The sequence below is a fragment of the Bacillus sp. FSL R5-0654 genome (assembly GCF_038008745.1).
GTDB lineage: Bacteria > Bacillota > Bacilli > Bacillales > Bacillaceae > Bacillus > Bacillus safensis.
Map to the genome: position 1 here is coordinate 744,505 of NZ_JBBOZV010000001.1, position 17,562 is coordinate 762,066.

12 protein-coding genes and 1 pseudogene are annotated in these 17,562 nt (G+C 41.4%); 9 read left to right on the forward strand and 4 right to left on the reverse strand.

Going from position 1 to position 17,562, the window contains the following annotated elements; translation table 11 throughout:
- Positions 1 to 138: 138 nt before the first annotated feature.
- Complete coding sequence (gene putP / locus NSS76_RS03565) at positions 139 to 1,620, reverse strand: sodium/proline symporter PutP (RefSeq protein ID WP_206534018.1); 1,482 nt, start codon at positions 1,618 to 1,620, stop codon at positions 139 to 141.
- A 423-nt stretch (positions 1,621 to 2,043) separates the two neighbouring features.
- Between putP and gatC the strand changes: the two genes are divergently transcribed.
- The 3 genes from gatC to gatB are packed head-to-tail and all read left to right on the forward strand — an operon-like array spanning position 2,044 to position 5,250.
- Entirely contained in the window at positions 2,044 to 2,334 is a 291-nt protein-coding gene (gene gatC, locus NSS76_RS03570) for an Asp-tRNA(Asn)/Glu-tRNA(Gln) amidotransferase subunit GatC (protein ID WP_024424549.1), read from the forward strand.
- Between the two features lie 14 nt (positions 2,335 to 2,348).
- Positions 2,349 to 3,806: an Asp-tRNA(Asn)/Glu-tRNA(Gln) amidotransferase subunit GatA gene (gatA, locus tag NSS76_RS03575; protein ID WP_073979902.1), complete on the forward strand. Its 1,458-nt coding sequence runs from the start codon at positions 2,349 to 2,351 to the stop codon at positions 3,804 to 3,806.
- A 13-nt stretch (positions 3,807 to 3,819) separates the two neighbouring features.
- Positions 3,820 to 5,250 (forward strand): Asp-tRNA(Asn)/Glu-tRNA(Gln) amidotransferase subunit GatB, encoded by a 1,431-nt coding sequence (gene gatB / locus NSS76_RS03580; protein ID WP_024424551.1) that lies wholly within the window; start codon positions 3,820 to 3,822, stop codon positions 5,248 to 5,250.
- A gap of 179 nt (positions 5,251 to 5,429) precedes the next feature.
- On the opposite strand, the gene NSS76_RS03585 is transcribed toward gatB, so the two are convergent.
- Complete coding sequence (locus NSS76_RS03585; RefSeq protein WP_024424552.1) at positions 5,430 to 6,275, reverse strand: TetR/AcrR family transcriptional regulator; 846 nt, start codon at positions 6,273 to 6,275, stop codon at positions 5,430 to 5,432.
- 131 nt (positions 6,276 to 6,406) lie between these two features.
- Between NSS76_RS03585 and NSS76_RS03590 the strand changes: the two genes are divergently transcribed.
- Positions 6,407 to 9,613: an efflux RND transporter permease subunit gene (locus NSS76_RS03590; RefSeq protein WP_341080817.1), complete on the forward strand. Its 3,207-nt coding sequence runs from the start codon at positions 6,407 to 6,409 to the stop codon at positions 9,611 to 9,613.
- Positions 9,614 to 9,644: 31 nt separating this feature from the next.
- Here NSS76_RS03590 and NSS76_RS03595 read toward each other — a convergent pair whose 3' ends face one another.
- Positions 9,645 to 10,598, reverse strand: coding sequence for a nucleoside hydrolase (locus NSS76_RS03595; protein ID WP_206534016.1), 954 nt, complete (start codon positions 10,596 to 10,598; stop codon positions 9,645 to 9,647).
- Positions 10,599 to 10,780: 182 nt separating this feature from the next.
- Here NSS76_RS03595 and NSS76_RS03600 point away from each other — a divergent pair, with 182 nt between their 5' ends.
- From NSS76_RS03600 to NSS76_RS03615, 4 genes and pseudogenes are all read left to right on the forward strand, one after another.
- Positions 10,781 to 11,689, forward strand: coding sequence for a diacylglycerol kinase (locus tag NSS76_RS03600; RefSeq protein WP_024424554.1), 909 nt, complete (start codon positions 10,781 to 10,783; stop codon positions 11,687 to 11,689).
- A 61-nt stretch (positions 11,690 to 11,750) separates the two neighbouring features.
- Positions 11,751 to 13,130 (forward strand): 23S rRNA (uracil(1939)-C(5))-methyltransferase RlmD, encoded by a 1,380-nt coding sequence (gene rlmD / locus NSS76_RS03605; protein WP_197172108.1) that lies wholly within the window; start codon positions 11,751 to 11,753, stop codon positions 13,128 to 13,130.
- A gap of 250 nt (positions 13,131 to 13,380) precedes the next feature.
- A complete protein-coding gene (locus NSS76_RS03610; protein WP_341080820.1) occupies positions 13,381 to 14,355 on the forward strand; it encodes a tRNA dihydrouridine synthase in 975 nt (324 codons plus the stop codon).
- Positions 14,356 to 14,464: 109 nt separating this feature from the next.
- Positions 14,465 to 14,914: pseudogene (locus tag NSS76_RS03615) on the forward strand (SMI1/KNR4 family protein); the annotation flags it as partial.
- A 143-nt stretch (positions 14,915 to 15,057) separates the two neighbouring features.
- Here NSS76_RS03615 and NSS76_RS03620 read toward each other — a convergent pair.
- Positions 15,058 to 15,822 carry a MurR/RpiR family transcriptional regulator gene (locus NSS76_RS03620; RefSeq protein WP_125587227.1) on the reverse strand — a complete coding sequence of 255 codons (765 nt, stop codon included), beginning with the start codon at positions 15,820 to 15,822 and terminating at the stop codon, positions 15,058 to 15,060.
- A 148-nt stretch (positions 15,823 to 15,970) separates the two neighbouring features.
- On the opposite strand from NSS76_RS03620, the gene NSS76_RS03625 reads away from it, so the two are divergent.
- Positions 15,971 to 17,560: an alpha-glucoside-specific PTS transporter subunit IIBC gene (locus NSS76_RS03625; protein WP_151863218.1), complete on the forward strand. Its 1,590-nt coding sequence runs from the start codon at positions 15,971 to 15,973 to the stop codon at positions 17,558 to 17,560.
- The last annotated feature ends 2 nt before the right edge of the window (positions 17,561 to 17,562 follow it).

Here is a 17,562-nt window from a genome sequence, read left to right on the forward strand (position 1 = left end):
TTCACAACATGTATATGATCTTCTCACAGCCCATATGGCTGCACAACTCTTATTTTATTCAGTTTCTGAAGAAAGAAAAGCTTTTTATTTTATTTAAAAAGAGAGTCATCCGCATAGGGCAGATGACTCTTCAATTCTTTATTTTGTTTCTTCTTCAAGATGATCTTCCATTTTGTTGAAAAGCTGTTTTGATGCTTTTGACGGCTTACTTGTCAATAAGCTCACAATAATGGCAGCTAATCCACTAAGCGTAAAGCCTGGAATCATTTCATAAATACCTGTGGCATGGTTGAGGCCTGTCGTAATCCATGTCAGAACCACAACCGCACCAACGATCATTCCAACTAGGGCACCGTGATGATTCATTCGTTTCCAGTATAGGCAAAGCAAGATGACTGGACCAAATGAAGAACCAAATCCCGCCCACGCATAACCGACAAGGTCAAGAATGGTGTCACTTGGGTTAAGTGAAAGGCAGAGAGCAATCACAGCGACAACGAGTACAGACATCCGGCCAATCATGACGAGCTCTTTGTCTGATGCTGTTTTTCTAAAGAACGTTCTGTATAAATCCTCTGTCATCGCACTTGCTGTGACAAGCAACTGAGACGAAATTGAACTCATAATCGCAGCTAAAATGGCAGAAAGTAAAAATCCAGTGATATATGGATGGAACAAGACTTTAGAAAAGACGATAAAGATGGTTTCAGGGTCAGCAAGGTTCATACCCGTTTCATGAACATAGGCAACTCCCACTAAACCGACAGACAGTGATCCAATCACTGAAATAATCATCCAGCTCATTCCGATTCGGCGTGCTGGTTTTAAATCTTTAACGGACGTAATGGCCATAAAGCGCACGATAATATGCGGCTGTCCAAAGTAACCTAGTCCCCAAGCAAGGAAGGAAATAATGCCAATGACGCTCGTTCCTCTAAAAATATCAAGCAATTTAGGGTCAATCTGTTGAATATCTTGGATTGTAGCAACAGGTCCGCCTAATTGTGTAAAGGCAACGATCGGCACGAGCACTAATGCTAAAAACATGATAGCTCCTTGGACAAAGTCCGTTAAGCTCACTGCCAAAAATCCGCCGAACAATGTATACAAAATAACAATACTTGACGTCAAAATCAGTCCAAACGTGTAGTTAGCACCGAATGCTGACTCAAATAAACGTCCGCCTGATACCATTCCAGATGATGTATACAGCGTAAAGAAAATTAAAATGATGACGGCTGACACAGCTTTTAATAAAGCAGATGATCCTTTGAATCGTTTATCAAAGAAATCAGGAATCGTAATCGCATCATCCGCAATCTCTGTATAAGAACGTAAACGAGGTGCAAGAATGAGGTAGTTCAAGTAAGCACCAGCGATTAAACCAATTGCAAGCCAGGCTGTCGATAAACCTGTTTTATACATTTCACCTGGCACACCCATCAGCATCCATCCGCTCATATCCGCAGCACCTGCTGAAAGGGCTGTAACGAATGGACCAAGCCCGCGTCCACCAAGCATATAATCATTTAAATCATGTGTTTTCCTGAATGCATACCAACCAATGGCAAGCATCCCGATAAAATAAATAGATAAGGAAATTGTAACTTCAATACTCATTTTGTGTTCTCACCTTTTTCGTATTAATTTGACATCACCTCAATCAAAATATACAGAAGTGCGAAGACAGCTTTTTTGCTTGACTGCCCCGCTCACTGCTATGGTTACTTAACCTAACAGAGTATTCCCAAGTGATCAACCTGCCTAAACCTCTTCATTTTGAAGGAAAAATAGACATATCGGTGATAAGAATCGATATGTAAGCGATTACAAAAATAAACAAAAGTAAAAATTTTCTGAAAAATAAAAAGTCACCTGATGAATATTTCCTTTATCGGTTTGATAAAAAGACGTTTTCAAGAGAACGAACCTTTCACGGCACCTGCGTAAAGTTGCTTTAGAACAGTAAAATTTGATATGATAAAGTGTATATGACTTATGATCATGACCACGAGTACGCATCATTTTTGGAGGTGAACCTGCATGTCAAGAATTTCAATAGAAGAAGTCAAGCACGTTGCGCATTTAGCAAGGCTTGCGATTACAGAAGAAGAAGCTGAGATGTTTACAGAACAGCTTGATAGCATCATTTCATTTGCAGAGCAGTTAAACGAGGTAGATACGGAAAACGTTGAACCTACTACACACGTATTAAAAATGAAAAACGTCATGAGAGAAGATGTTCCGAATAAAGGTCTTTCCATTGAGGCAGTCGTCAAAAACGCGCCTGATCATAAAGACGGCTATATTCGTGTGCCATCAATTTTGGACTAAAGGAGGCCCGAGACATGTCACTGTTTGATCACAAAATTTCTGAATTAAAAGAGCTTTTACATAAAAAGGAACTGTCTGTTTCTGATTTAGTGGACGAGTCTTATAAACGAATCAATGAAGTAGACGGAAAAGTACAAGCATTCCTTGCACTGGACGAAGAGAAAGCACGTGCGTATGCAAAGGAATTGGACGAGGCAGTAGGTGAAAAGGACGAGCTTGGCCTATTGTTCGGTATGCCGATCGGTGTGAAAGATAACATTGTTACAAAGGATTTGCGTACTACAGCTTCAAGTAAAATCCTGCAAAACTTTGATCCAATTTATGATGCAACCGTTGTGAACCGCCTAAGAGACGCTGAAGCAGTCACAATCGGTAAATTAAATATGGACGAATTCGCAATGGGATCTTCTACGGAGAACTCAGGCTTCAAAGCGACGAAAAACCCGTGGAATTTAAACACCGTTCCAGGCGGATCAAGTGGTGGATCAGCAGCTTCTGTTGCAGCAGGTGAAGTACCGTTCTCACTTGGTTCAGATACAGGCGGTTCAATTCGTCAGCCAGCATCATTCTGCGGGGTTGTCGGTCTTAAGCCGACATATGGCCGTGTATCCAGATACGGATTAATCGCATTTGCTTCATCATTAGACCAAATTGGTCCGATTACACGTAATGTAGAAGACAACGCATATGTTCTTCAAGCGATTGCAGGTGTCGATCAAATGGACGCAACAAGTGCAAATGTCGATGTCCCAGATTTTCTTTCTTCATTAACTGGCGACATCAAAGGCTTGAAAATTGCTGTGCCGAAAGAATACCTTGGCGAAGGCGTTGGCGAGGAAGCAAAAGAATCTGTTCTTCAAGCGTTAAAAGTATTAGAAGGACTTGGTGCTTCGTGGGAAGAAGTGTCTCTTCCGCATTCTAAATATGCGCTTGCGACTTACTACTTACTGTCTTCTTCAGAAGCATCTGCAAACCTTGCTCGTTTTGACGGCATCCGCTATGGCTACCGTACAGATAATGCAGACAACCTGATTGATTTATACAAAAATACTCGTTCTGAAGGCTTTGGAGACGAAGTGAAGCGCCGCATCATGCTTGGTACATTCGCGCTAAGCTCAGGATATTACGATGCGTACTATAAAAAAGCACAAAAAGTCCGTACATTGATCAAAAAAGACTTTGAAGATGTTTTCGAAAAGTATGATGTCATTGTAGGACCAACAACACCGACTCCTGCATTTAAGATTGGTGAAAAGACAAGCGACCCGCTAACCATGTATGCAAACGATATTTTAACCATCCCTGTTAACCTTGCAGGCGTTCCAGGAATCAGTGTGCCTTGTGGATTTGCAAATGGCCTTCCGTTAGGACTGCAAATCATCGGCAAGCACTTTGACGAAGGAACAGTGTACCGCGTGGCTCACGCTTTTGAGCAAGCAACAGATCATCATAAAGCAAAACCTGAACTGTAAGGGGTGAATCAGAATGAACTTTGAAACGGTAATTGGACTTGAAGTCCACGTAGAGCTAAAAACACAATCGAAAATTTTCTCAAGCTCGCCGACACCTTTTGGTGCAGCTGCCAACACGCAAACAAGTGTCATCGACCTTGGATATCCTGGCGTATTGCCTGTACTGAACAAAGAAGCGGTGAACTTTGCGATGAAAGCGGCCATGGCGCTGAACTGTGAAATCGCAACAGATACAAAATTTGACCGTAAAAACTACTTCTATCCTGATAACCCAAAGGCGTATCAAATTTCTCAATTTGATAAACCGATCGGTGAAAACGGCTGGATTGAAATTGAAGTAGAAGGCAAAACAAAACGAATCGGTATTACGCGTCTTCATTTGGAAGAGGATGCTGGGAAACTGACGCACACAGGCGACGGTTACTCACTCGTCGATTTCAACCGTCAAGGAACACCGCTAGTTGAAATCGTATCTGAGCCAGACATTCGCACGCCAGAAGAAGCGTATGCTTACTTAGAAAAATTAAAATCTATTATTCAATATACAGGCGTTTCTGACTGTAAGATGGAAGAAGGCTCACTTCGCTGTGATGCCAATATTTCTCTTCGCCCAATCGGCCGTGAAGAGTTTGGTACAAAGACAGAGCTCAAAAACTTGAACTCATTCGCTTTCGTACAAAAAGGCCTTGAATTCGAAGAGAAGCGTCAAGAGCAAGTATTGCTTTCTGGCGGCTTGATCGAACAGGAAACCCGCCGTTATGACGAAGCGTCTAAAAAGACGATCCTGATGCGTGTCAAAGAGGGATCTGATGATTACCGCTACTTCCCAGAACCGGATTTGGTGGAGCTGTACATTGATGACGAGTGGAAAGAACGCGTAAGAGCATCCATTCCAGAGCTTCCTGACGAGCGCCGCAAACGCTATATCGATGAGCTTGGACTTCCTGCATACGATGCAATGGTACTCACGCTGACGAAAGAAATGTCTGATTTCTTTGAAGCGACCATTTCAGAAGGTGCAGAAGCGAAGCAAGCATCGAACTGGCTCATGGGTGAAGTGTCTGCTTACTTAAACTCTGCTCAAAAAGAGCTGGACGATACAAAGCTAACACCGCAAGGACTTGCTGGCATGATCAAGCTCATTGAAAAAGGAACAATTTCCTCTAAGATTGCGAAAAAGGTATTCAAAGAGCTCATTGAAAATGGGGGAGATGCAGAAACAATCGTCAAAGAAAAAGGACTTGTTCAAATTTCTGACGAAGGTGCGCTGCTCAAACTTGTCACAGAAGCACTTGATAACAACCCGCAATCCATTGAAGACTTTAAAAATGGTAAAGACCGCGCGATTGGCTTCTTAGTCGGACAAATCATGAAAGCATCGAAGGGCCAAGCTAACCCGCCGATGGTGAACAAGATTCTCCTTGAAGAAATCAAAAAGCGCTAAATCGCAAAAAACCGCCTTATGTAATAGGCGGTTTTTTTTGCTTGAAATGACAGGGTCTTATCATAGATTCAGACCACCGCCGTATATCAATTTAGAGAATCTTTTCTTATAATGAAGCATAAGCGAAAGTGCACATTCGAAGGGGAAAAGGTGAGCTAAATCGAAAACAGCACGTCATGTTACTGAAGAAACAGCTTCAATTGCTCAACTGCTCTAAGAACAGCAGGGTCCTCACACTTTTCTAAATTCGTCAGCATCCCTTTGATGACTGGCTTACGAGGTTCAGCTTTTGCCAGCTCTTCTTCAATCACTTCAATGGATACAACAGTATCATCTGAAAGCAGATGCTCAAGCTTTAACGAACGAAGCTCCTCTTGAAGGGAAGCAGCACTCGGCGCTTCATCATCCCAAATGGTTTGCTTCAAAATCGGCTTCGACTGAGAACGAAGCAAGCCGTGGACCAGATCATCAAACCGTTCGAGTATAAAGGATGAGAGCTCATCAAATGATAATTGCATTTGATCCTGTAAAAGCAGAACCTGCACATATGATTGGATAATTCCTTGGATCATGACTGACAGGTCAGTTACATATGGTTCGATCTCCTGTCCATAAGTGGTCAAGATGGAAATTTGAATTTCATCGTTCATTTGCTTTTTCACAGTTTTTGAATACTTTTTAATCTGCTGGTTTTCCGGAATAATGTTCTCGCTGAGGATCAGAATGATAAAATCCTTGTTCTCAGCAAAATGCTGGAACTGTTCAGCGATTTGTTTCTGAAAGATCTCTCTCGGCGCGAGATGCTGATTCTCTTTTCGAATCATTTCGATAGTTTGCATCGAAGTGTCGATATAATATTCAAACGCTCGGTTGAAAAGCTGTTCTTTTGATTTGAAATGTAAATAAAATGCGCCTTTTGATATTCCGCATTCATCTGCAATTTCCTGAATGGTCGTAGAAGAAAAACCCTTTTTCGCAAACAATTGGATGCTTGCTTTAATGATTTTTTCTTTTTTTTCGTTCATGAAATAAGGCCCCTTCAGCTTTAGAATGTTACGTCAAACGCAAGTGAAATGGTTGACGGCATTGTATATCACCGTTTATTATGATATAGAATGACCAGTCAGTCAATACATAAAGGAAAATGGAGGATATAATGAATTCGATCATCAATTTTGTATTAAAGAATAAGTTCGCTGTATGGCTCATGACGATTATCGTAACAGTTGCTGGTCTATATGCTGGATTGAATATGAAACAAGAATCAATCCCGAATATCAACACGCCAGTCATTACGGTTTCTACAACGTACCCTGGCGCAACGCCGGACGAAGTATCAGATAAGGTGACAGATCCAATTGAAAAATCGATTCAAAACCTCAATGGGGTCAGCGTGGTCACTTCTAATTCATTTGAAAATGCATCATCCATTCAAATCGAGTACGATTACAACAAAGACATGGATGAAGCAAAAAAGGAAATTGAAGATGCGATTAGCAATATCGATTTCCCTGAAAATGCAGAAAAACCTAAAATCGCACGCTTTAGTATTAATGCGATTCCAATCCTAGCCCTTAGTGTCTCTGGTGATAAAGAATCATTACAAGACCTTACACAAAAAGTAGAAAATGATCTCGTTCCTTCACTTCAAGGATTAGACGGTGTCTCTTCTGTCGAAACTTCAGGACAGCAAATCAAAGAAGTAGAATTTTCGTTTAAACAAAAGAAATTGAAAGAATACGGTCTAGATGAAGATACCGTCCAAAACATGATCAAAGGCTCTGATGTGAATGTACCATTAGGTCTATATACATTTGGCAACAAACAAAAATCAGTTGTCGTGGACGGCAATATTTTAAGCGTCAAAGATTTGAAAAACATGCGTATTCCAGTCACACCAAGTGCAGGCGGCGGTGCGGGAAGCGCTGGAGCTGGAGCACCTTCTAACGGTTCAGAAAACCAAGGTGCGCAAGGTACGGAGCAGCAGGCTGGAAGTGCAAGTCAGCAGCAAGCAGGTGGAGGTGCAGCAAGCAGTCAATCTGTAGAGCTTCCGACGATCAAGCTTTCTGAGATAGCAGATATTAAAGTCGTAAAAAATGCTGAATCGATCTCTAGAACGAATGGAAAAGACAGTATCGGTCTGCAAATTGTTAAAGGCTCTGATGCCAACACAGTGAGTGTAGCAGAAGAAGTGACAAAAGAGCTTGAGAAATTCAAAAAAGACAACAAAGGTATTAAAGTAAGCACCACATATGATCAAGCAGAGCCGATTAAAGAGTCTGTCAGCACAATGCTGAACAAGGCGATCATCGGAGCGATCTTTGCGATCATTATCATTTTATTGTTCCTGAGAGATATCAAATCAACATTAATCTCGGTCATTTCCATACCCTTATCTCTGTTGATTGCTGTTTTACTATTAAATCAGCTGGATATCACGTTAAATATCATGACACTTGGTGCCATGACCGTCGCCATCGGGCGTGTTGTCGATGACTCGATAGTGGTCATAGAAAACATCTATCGACGAATGGCGTTAAAGGATGAACCGTTAAAAGGCAAGGCACTCGTCAGAGAAGCCACAAAAGAAATGTTTATCCCAATCATGTCTTCGACGATTGTGACAATTGCGGTATTCTTACCGTTAGCATTAGTAGGTGGAATGATTGGTGAACTATTCATCCCGTTTGCCTTAACGATTGTGTTTGCGTTACTTGCTTCACTGCTTGTCGCTATTACAATTGTTCCAATGATGGCACACACTCTATTTAAAAAGAACCTGTACGGCACAGCGAAAAAAGTAAAAGAACATAAACCAAGCAAGCTTGCTGGCGGTTATAGACGTGTACTTAATTGGACACTCAACCATAAATGGATCACATCAGGGATTGCCATTCTTATGCTTGTCGGAAGCTTATTCTTAGCACCACTTGTCGGTGTCAGCTTCTTACCACAGGAAGCAGAGAAAACGGCCATGGTGACATATACACCTGAACCTGGACAAACGAGAGAGCAAGCAATTGATGAAACGAAAAAAGCTGAAGAATATTTGATGAAACGTGACCATGTCAATACAGTTCAGTATTCACTAGGCTCTTCAAATGCTATGACCGCAAGTGTTGGCGGTAACTCTAACGGTGCGTTATTCTTCGTACAATATGATGATGACACGCCAAACTTTGATAAAGAAAAAGACCGCGTGGTCAAAGCCCTTCAAGACAAAGCGTCTAAAGGGGAATGGAAATCACAAAACTTCTCATCTGCTGGTGCAAATAATACCGTGACATACTATGTGTACGGGGACAAAGCAAGTGATATTGAAGGCACAGTAAAAGATGTTGAGAACATCTTAAAAGATGAGAAAAACCTGAAAAATGTCAGCACAAGCTTATCTGAGAAATACGACGAATATACGTTTAATGCAGATCAAGAAAAACTGGCGAAACTAGGTCTAACTGCTTCACAAATCGCTCAAGCGATTGCACCTCAAAATAGTGAAACAACACTGACGAAAGTCACAGAGGACGGCAAAGAACTTGATGTGAAGCTTCAAACGGAAAAAGATGAATATAAGAGCAAAAAAGATTTAGAAAATAAAAAGATCACCACACCAACAGGGCAAGAAGTCCGTATTGGTGATGTCGTCAAAGTAAAAGATGGTACGACAGCAAATACGGTGACAAAACGTGATGGAAAGATCTACGCAGAAGTGTCTGGTGACATGACAACAGACGACGTCTCAAGTGTAACGCAGGATGTTCAGAAGAAAGTCGACAAGCTTGATCTAAAATCTGGCGTAACGATCGACACAGGCGGCGTAAGTGCGGATATCCAAGAATCCTTTACACAGCTTGGCCTTGCAATGCTAGCAGCGATTGCCATTGTGTATCTCGTTCTCGTCATCACATTTGGCGGAGGTCTTGCACCATTTGCGATTCTCTTCTCACTGCCATTTACGATTATTGGCGCTCTCGCTGGATTGTTTATAGCAAAAGAAACCATCAGCTTAAATGCCATGATTGGATTGCTCATGCTGATCGGTATCGTTGTAACTAATGCCATTGTCTTGATTGACCGAGTGATTCATAAAGAACAAGAAGGTCTCTCAACAAGAGAAGCATTACTTGAAGCAGGTACAACAAGATTACGTCCAATCTTAATGACGGCACTTGCGACAATTGGTGCACTGCTGCCACTCGCATTAGGATTTGAAGGCGGAAGCCAAATCGTATCAAAAGGACTTGGTGTTACCGTAATTGGCGGTTTAACAAGTTCTACACTTCTCACATTGGTTATCGTTCCAATCGTGTATGAAATGTTAAGCAAGTTTAGACGTAAGAAAAAGTACGCAGAAGAAGAGTAAGAGGAAGCCCCGCCAATGAGCGGGGCTTTTTTTATTTTGAAATCTGACAAACAGCTTTTCTCATAAGCTCTTCAAAAGCGTGGAAAAAGGCATCACGATCGACATGGTCAATCACTTGAATTGATTTTCCATCTGGATGCTCTTCAGTGCGACCTTGTCTAGGCGTTCCGGTATAAACGATTGCGTTCACTTCTTTTGAGCGAGTAAATGAAGAGGAAGCAAGAGTGATCGTTGTCAGCACGTCCCATAAGTAGTAAGTCGAGTTCGTTTCATGATGAATGAGCGGCGGACAAAAGGCGTAGCACTGTCCGATAAAATCTATTCCAATATGAGAACGAAGAGAAGCCCAGCGCTGACGTACATCAAGTGTAAGCGGGACTTGATTTGTACTTTCAAGCGCGACCATTTCAATAGGAAACGGTTCCTGAAAGACAGTGCTGACAGCATAAGGGTCCCAAAAGGCATTCCATTCTGCTGTCCCATCATGCTCGGGTTCTTCAACATTGCCTTTTTCAAGGAACGTGCCACCCATCCACACCAATTTCTCAATTTTATTAGAGATCGAAGGATCTTCTTCTAAAGCGCGTGCAAGATCTGTGAGCGGACCAGTAAAGAGCAGGGTGACAGGTTCTTTTGCCTTCTTAACCGTTTCAATCAGGTGAAGGTGTGCTGGCAGCTTGGACACTTTTGTATCAACAGTGCCTTTTTCATTTAAAATTGGCAGAGCATCTACATAAAAAGCATGCATACGCCACTCCTTTGGAAATGGATTGACGCCTCTAGAAGTTGAAGCAGCAACTTCAATTTCATAAGGACTAAAGCGATCAATGATTTTTTGAGATGCACTGAGAGCAGGCTCTAAATAACAATCAGCAGGAATCACAGACATTCCGATCACTTTCACATGTTCCATTTGAAGGAGAAGAAATAAAGAGACGAGGTCATCAACACCGCCGTCATGATTAAAATAGACAGGCTTTTTCATCGCATATCATCCTTTACAGCGTTTTCTTTTATCTTATCAGAATGCTTTCTTGCTGAGGGAGATTGGCTAGGAGATTTCACATAATTAGGTGGTTGTTTTGTTGCCATTTTCAAATCTCATAGTATAATTAAAGGTTGTTAGTGGTGAAAATAGATTGCATAATGAATATAGGATGATGATGAATGAAACGTGCTCGAATTATATACAATCCGACATCTGGGCGTGAACTCTTCAAGAAGAATTTACCGCAGGTTTTGCAAAAATTTGAACAAGCTGGCTATGAAACTTCTTGTCATGCGACGACATGTGCAGGAGATGCCACGCAAGCAGCAGAAAAAGCCGCACAGAGAGATTTTGATTTAATTGTAGCAGCAGGTGGAGACGGCACGATCAATGAAGTCGTCAACGGACTAGCACCGCTTGAAAAAAGACCGAAACTAGGAATTATTCCAGTTGGAACGACAAATGACTTCGCAAGAGCACTTGGCATTCCACGAGAAGGTGTTTTAAAAGCGACAGATGCCATTATTGAGGGTGTAGCGAAGCCGCTTGATATCGGTAAAGTCAATGGCCATTATTTTATTAATATTGCTGGCGGCGGCCGGTTAACAGAGCTCACCTATGAGGTGCCTAGTAAGCTGAAGACCATGCTTGGACAGCTTGCTTATTATTTAAAAGGCATGGAGATGCTTCCTTCTATCCGCCCGACAGAAGTCGAAATTGAATATGACGGCAAATTGTTTCATGGAGAAATCATGCTGTTTCTTGTTTCACTCACAAACTCAGTAGGCGGGTTTGAAAAACTAGCGCCAGATTCCATTTTAGATGATGGGATGTTTGACCTGATTATTCTAAAGAAGGTCAATCTAGCAGAAGCCATTCGAGTGGTCAGCCTTGCACTCAGAGGCGAGCATATTCATGATAACAATGTCATCTACGCAAAAGCGAATCGCGTGAAGGTAGATGTAAAAGATAAAATGCAATTAAATTTAGATGGTGAATACGGCGGCATGCTGCCAGGTGAATTTGAAAACCTGTATCGCCATATTGAATTTATTGTGCCAAAAGCAACAGCTGAAAAAATAGGGTGAAGATTGAACTTGGTTCCTTATGGCGGCCAAGTTTTTCTTTGCAAATGAGGTGATAAAGTTGGTGAAAATGAAACCGCCTGTTGAAAAGAATGAATACTACAATGTAACCTTCGAAGACTTAACGCATGAAGGTGCAGGTGTAGCAAAAATTGAAGGATTCCCTGTCTTTGTACCGAATGCACTTCCTGACGAACAAGGGAAAATCAAAGTCACACGAGTCAAAAAAGGATTTGCTTTTGGACGACTCATGGAGCTGACAAAGGAAAGTCCGCACAGGCAAGATGCGCCATGTCCCATTTACAAACAGTGCGGCGGCTGCCAAATTCAGCATATGAGCTATGAAGGCCAGCTGCTATTTAAACAGAAACAAGTAAAGGACGTTTTAGAGCGGATCGGCAAGCTTGATATGAGCCGTGTAAAAGTTCATCCTGTACTCGGCATGGAAGACCCTTGGAATTACCGAAACAAAGCACAAGTTCCAGTTGGCGAACGGGAAGGCGGACTTGTTGCAGGGTTTTATCAGCAGCGTACCCATGAAATCATTGACATGGAAAAATGTTTGATTCAACAGTCAGAAAACGACGAAGTGGTACAGGCAGTAAAAGACATATGCAATGCGTTTGGCATCAAAGCATATAACGAAGAGCGGCACAAAGGATGGCTGCGTCATGTGATGGTTCGCTACGGTATGGCAACAGGTGAAATGATGGTTGTGTTTGTTACTAGAACGGCTGACTTTCCGCAAAAGCAGAAGGTGATTGAGCAGATTATAGCACGCTTCCCACATGTTCGGTCAATTGTGCAAAACGTGAATTCAAAGAAAACAAATGTCATTTTCGGAGACGAAACAACCGTTTTATGGGGCGAAGAATACATTTATGACACGATTGGCGACATCAAATTTGCCATTTCAGCCCGCTCATTTTATCAAGTGAACCCAGCTCAAACAAAGGTGCTTTACGACAAAGCGCTTGAATATGCAGAGCTGCAAGGCGAAGAAACCGTCATCGATGCCTACTGCGGAATCGGTACGATTTCCTTATTTCTCGCACAAAAAGCAGGCAGAGTATATGGGGTTGAAATTGTTCCAGAAGCAATTGAAGATGCAAAACGCAACGCTGCCTTAAACGGAATCAACAATGTTGAATTCGCAGTCGGCGAAGCAGAAACCGTCATCCCAAACTGGTACAAAGAAGGCATCAAAGCAGATACATTAGTCGTTGATCCGCCAAGAAAAGGCTGTGACGAAGCACTGCTTGACACCATTTTAAAGATGAAACCAAAACGAGTTGTTTACGTGTCCTGTAATCCAGGGACGCTTGCTCGTGATTTGAGAATTCTTGAAGATGGCGGGTATGTGACAGAGGAAGTGCAGCCTGTGGATATGTTTCCGCATACCAACCATGTAGAATGTGTAGCAAGTCTTGTGATTAATCAGTAATGTATTGTGACATCCCGATTCTGTGAAAAACATTGATATCGGGATGTTTTTATTTTTGTATGTTCAATCGACCTAAAAAATGATATTTGGAAGTGGAATTAATATTTTTATCCCGCAATTCATCTCCAAATGTCCTTTTTTGCAATTTTGCACGGTTCATATTAAAGTATATAATGATAAAAATTGCTGAAAGAATTTACAGAAGGACATGCCCTTTAGGCGCTATGTCATGAGAGGAATTGAACGAAAGATGAGTAAAAATTTCTGGCGTGATTTACCGCGGCCATTTTTTATATTAGCACCAATGGAAGAAGTGACAGATGTTGTGTTTCGTCATGTTGTGAGTGAGGCGGCGAGACCGGATGTGTTTTTTACAGAGTTTACGAACAGTGAGAGCTATTGCCATCCTGATGGCATTCAAAGTGTGAAGGGGCGTTTAACGTTTACAGAGGATGAGCAGCCGATTGTTGCTCATATTTGGGGAGACAAGCCTGAGAACTTTAGACAAATGAGCATTGGAATGGCGGAAATGGGATTTCAGGGGCTTGATATTAATATGGGCTGTCCTGTCCCGAATGTCACGCAAAACGGAAAGGGCAGCGGCTTGATTCTTCGTCCAGACGTTGCGGCAGAGCTGATTCAAGCGGCAAAAGCAGGGGGATTACCTATCAGTGTGAAAACAAGACTTGGTTTTACTGAGGTCGATGAATGGCGCGGGTGGCTTAGACATATTTTGGAGCAAGATATTGTGAATTTATCGATCCATCTTCGCACAAGAAAGGAAATGAGCCAGGTGGATGCGCATTGGGAGCTCATTCCTGAGATCAAAAAACTTCGTGATGAAGTAGCACCTAATACTCTTTTGACGATCAATGGTGATATTCCTGATCGTCAAACAGGCTTAAAGCTCGCTGAACAGTATGGAGTGGACGGCGTGATGATTGGGCGCGGAATTTTCCATAACCCATTTGCTTTTGAAAAAGAGCCGAAAGAGCATACAAGCGATGAACTGCTTGGTCTTTTAAGATTACATCTTGACCTTCATGATCAATATTCTTCATTAGGCTTGCGTCCATTCAAGGCACTGCATCGTTTCTTTAAGATTTATGTAAAAGGATTCAGAGGAGCGAGTTTCTTAAGAAATCAATTAATGAACACATCATCAACAGATGAAGTGCGTGCCATGCTGGATGAATTTGAAGCGAGAAATCAAGAACAATCATGACCAACAAGAGGAGGAGGGGGAACCCTTCTCTTTTTTATTAAATAGAACTATTAAACTAGTTATCTTAAATGGTAAAATGAGATAGAAATAACAATTGGAGGTATTTTATTTGAAACCATTTTGGGATAAAGACAGAGAAAGTGAAGAGACATTTAAGAAAATCAATGAGAAAGGCATTGCAAAAGCGGAAAAGAAGCTAGGCGTCATCTTGCCTGATACATATAAGAAACTTATTCTCGAACAAAATGGCGGGTATACCCTGCATAACGCTTTTCCAACGGATCAGCCGAATGGATGGGCAGAGGATCATGTGTCATTTGATCATTTAAAAGGAATTGCCAAAGATGAAGGCATTATGGATAGTGATTATTTAATAGAAGAATGGGAATTGCCTGAGGGACTTGTGCTCATTTGTGGGGATGGTCATACGTGGATTGCATTGGATTATAGAGAAACAAAGGAGCATCCGCCGGTTCATTACTTTGATCTAGAATATGAGACAGATTTTAAATTAGCTGATTCGTTTGATGAACTGCTTGCTGGGCATTATAACGCTGAATAGCATGAATAGGAAAGGCAGCCGCAAGTAGATATATTTCATTAAAACCGTTGTTATACAGTATTTTTTGAGAGAGACAAAAGAGTCTCTCTTTTTTTTGTGAAGCAACATTGAATCTCTCTCCAAAACTGTATCTGTTATGTTTAAGTCTTATTATTCAATTGGTTCACTTTCCACTCACTAAATTTTCTGACGATAATATCTGCCACAATGTAAAATGGCAGAAAGCTGGAGTTGTCCACTTTGTTATATAAGTGAAACGGGGTGCTGCTTACATAGATGTTAAACATGGCATTTTGTGCAAGAAGGTTATTTCTTAATGTGGTCATGCTGATAAATTTGATATGTCTCGTTTTCACCAATTGAATGATTTCATCTAAATTCTTCGATTCACCCGATAAAGAAATGATAAATAAAAGGTCATCCTCACCAAATTCAATGATTCCATCTGTTAAGTCCCGCTTGCTTCGTAATACTTGAGATTTCTTATGCAGTGACCATAGCTGCCGCTGTATATCATTGGCCAAATCGAGCTGTGCTGTTCCTGTCCCATAAATATAAATATACGGTGCACGATCTATCAGTTGATTTAATTGATGAAAGTCGAGCTGCTCCATATATTTTCTTGTCTGGCGGATATCTTGATCAAGCAGCTGCATTAAATCCTGTGTGGTCTCTTCAGTGAAAGCATTTAATTTCACATAAGACTTTAAGTCACTGTAGCCGTCGAACCCTATTTTCTTGGCAAGCCGATGGATGGATGAGATGGAAGTATGAGCATAACGGGCAAGGTCCTGAATTTTCATTGTCTTCATTTCTTCAAGATGATCATGGATTGTTTTAATAATGTGCAGGTCATTCTTGTTTAAATCTTCGAAGTGTTTATTAACCAGCTTGTCCAGTATCATGCGATGTGCCCTCCAACATGAAAATATTTTCTTCCTGTGAAAATATAATCTAATGTTACAACTTGATTTCTAAATACGTCAAACCTATTGGTTTTTGTAAGCGCTACCTTTACAGTGATGATATGGATCAAGCAAAGGGGTTATGCTTATGAATGCAATCAAGCGGTTTGGCAGTGCTATGGTAGTTCCTGTACTTTTATTCGCGTTTTTTGGTATTGTTGTCGGCCTCGCGACTTTATGTAAGAATCCAGCGATTATGGGAGAAATGGCTGGAGAAGGTACGATGTGGTACAAGGTTTGGTCACTGATTGAAAGCGGGGGATGGACGATTTTCAATCATATGGAATTAGCCTTTGTGATTGGATTGCCCATCTCACTTGCAAAAAAAGCGCAAGCACGTGCGACGCTCGCAGCTTTGATGATTTATCTTGTATTTAACAATTATATTCATGCTATTTTGACACTTTGGCCGTCTACTTTTGGCGTTGATTTATCGCAAGGTGTCGAGAACGTAGCGGGTGTAAAAGAAATTGCGGGTATACCTACGCTGGATACAAGTATCATTGGTGCGGTGATGATATCTGGAATCGTCATTTGGATCCATAATCGTTTTTATGATCAAAAGCTGCCTGAAATGCTTGGGATTTTCCAGGGGCTTGTATTTGTTGTCATCATCGGATTCTTTGTGATGATTCCTATTGCTTTTATCGTTGCTTTTGTATGGCCCTATGTTCAGCAGGGGATTCAATCTCTCCAAGGGTTCATGGCACAGTCTGGTTATATTGGTGTCTGGCTGTTTCATTTCTTGGAAAGGGTGTTAATTCCAACAGGACTTCACCATTTTATTTATACACCTTTTGAGTTTGGTCCAGCGGCTGTAAATGGGGGGTTAAAACCATATTGGATTGCTCACTTAAATGAATTTGCGTCCTCCACTTCTGATTTGAAGGATCTTTATCCATACGGATTTTTATTGCATGGGAATATTAAGATGTTTGGCTGTTTAGGGATAGCTTTAGCCATGTATTTTTCAACACCGAAAGAAAACAGAAAAAAGGTTTTGGCATTGGTATTACCCGCCACATTAACAGCGGTATTTGCCGGAATTACAGAACCGCTTGAATTTACATTCCTATTCCTCGCGCCTTATTTATTTGTGATACATGCACTTCTTGGTGCGACCATGGTGACAATCATGAATATGTTTGGTGTTGTCGGAATGATGGGTTCCGGGTTTATTGAAATAGCTGCATTGAACTGGATTCCGCTCTCTTCAAATCATGGAGGGACTTATCTGATCCAAGCGATGATTGGACTTCTTTTTACAGCAGTGTATTTTGTCATATTTAGATGGATGATTGTGAAATTCGATATTCCATTACCAGGACGAAAACATGAGGAGGAGACGAGGCTATATACAAAACAAGATTATGAGAATGCTCATAAAAAAGGTCATGACCAAAAAGAAGCGCCCGTTTATGCGTCTGAGTATGAAGAGAAAGCCGTGTATTTCTTAGCAGGCCTCGGCGGTAAAGAAAACATTAAAGATGTGACAAACTGTGCCACACGTCTACGTATTACAGTGATTGACCCTAGCTTGGTGAAAGATAGGGACTACTTTACAAAAAATAAACTGGCCCACGGCATGGCGAAGAGTGGTCAAAGCATTCAAATCATTGTTGGCTTAAGTGTACCGCAAGTAAGAGAGTCCTTTGAGACAAAACTATCATTAGATTGAAA

Coding starts and splice junctions, on each gene's coding strand:
- putP (WP_206534018.1), bottom strand. CDS start 1,620: ATGAGTATTGAAGTTACAATTTCCTTATCTATTTATTTTATCGGGATG.
- gatC (WP_024424549.1), top strand. CDS start 2,044: ATGTCAAGAATTTCAATAGAAGAAGTCAAGCACGTTGCGCATTTAGCA.
- gatA (WP_073979902.1), top strand. CDS start 2,349: ATGTCACTGTTTGATCACAAAATTTCTGAATTAAAAGAGCTTTTACAT.
- gatB (WP_024424551.1), top strand. CDS start 3,820: ATGAACTTTGAAACGGTAATTGGACTTGAAGTCCACGTAGAGCTAAAA.
- NSS76_RS03585 (WP_024424552.1), bottom strand. CDS start 6,275: ATGAACGAAAAAAAAGAAAAAATCATTAAAGCAAGCATCCAATTGTTT.
- NSS76_RS03590 (WP_341080817.1), top strand. CDS start 6,407: ATGAATTCGATCATCAATTTTGTATTAAAGAATAAGTTCGCTGTATGG.
- NSS76_RS03595 (WP_206534016.1), bottom strand. CDS start 10,598: ATGAAAAAGCCTGTCTATTTTAATCATGACGGCGGTGTTGATGACCTC.
- NSS76_RS03600 (WP_024424554.1), top strand. CDS start 10,781: ATGAAACGTGCTCGAATTATATACAATCCGACATCTGGGCGTGAACTC.
- NSS76_RS03610 (WP_341080820.1), top strand. CDS start 13,381: ATGAGTAAAAATTTCTGGCGTGATTTACCGCGGCCATTTTTTATATTA.
- NSS76_RS03620 (WP_125587227.1), bottom strand. CDS start 15,822: ATGATACTGGACAAGCTGGTTAATAAACACTTCGAAGATTTAAACAAG.
- NSS76_RS03625 (WP_151863218.1), top strand. CDS start 15,971: ATGAATGCAATCAAGCGGTTTGGCAGTGCTATGGTAGTTCCTGTACTT.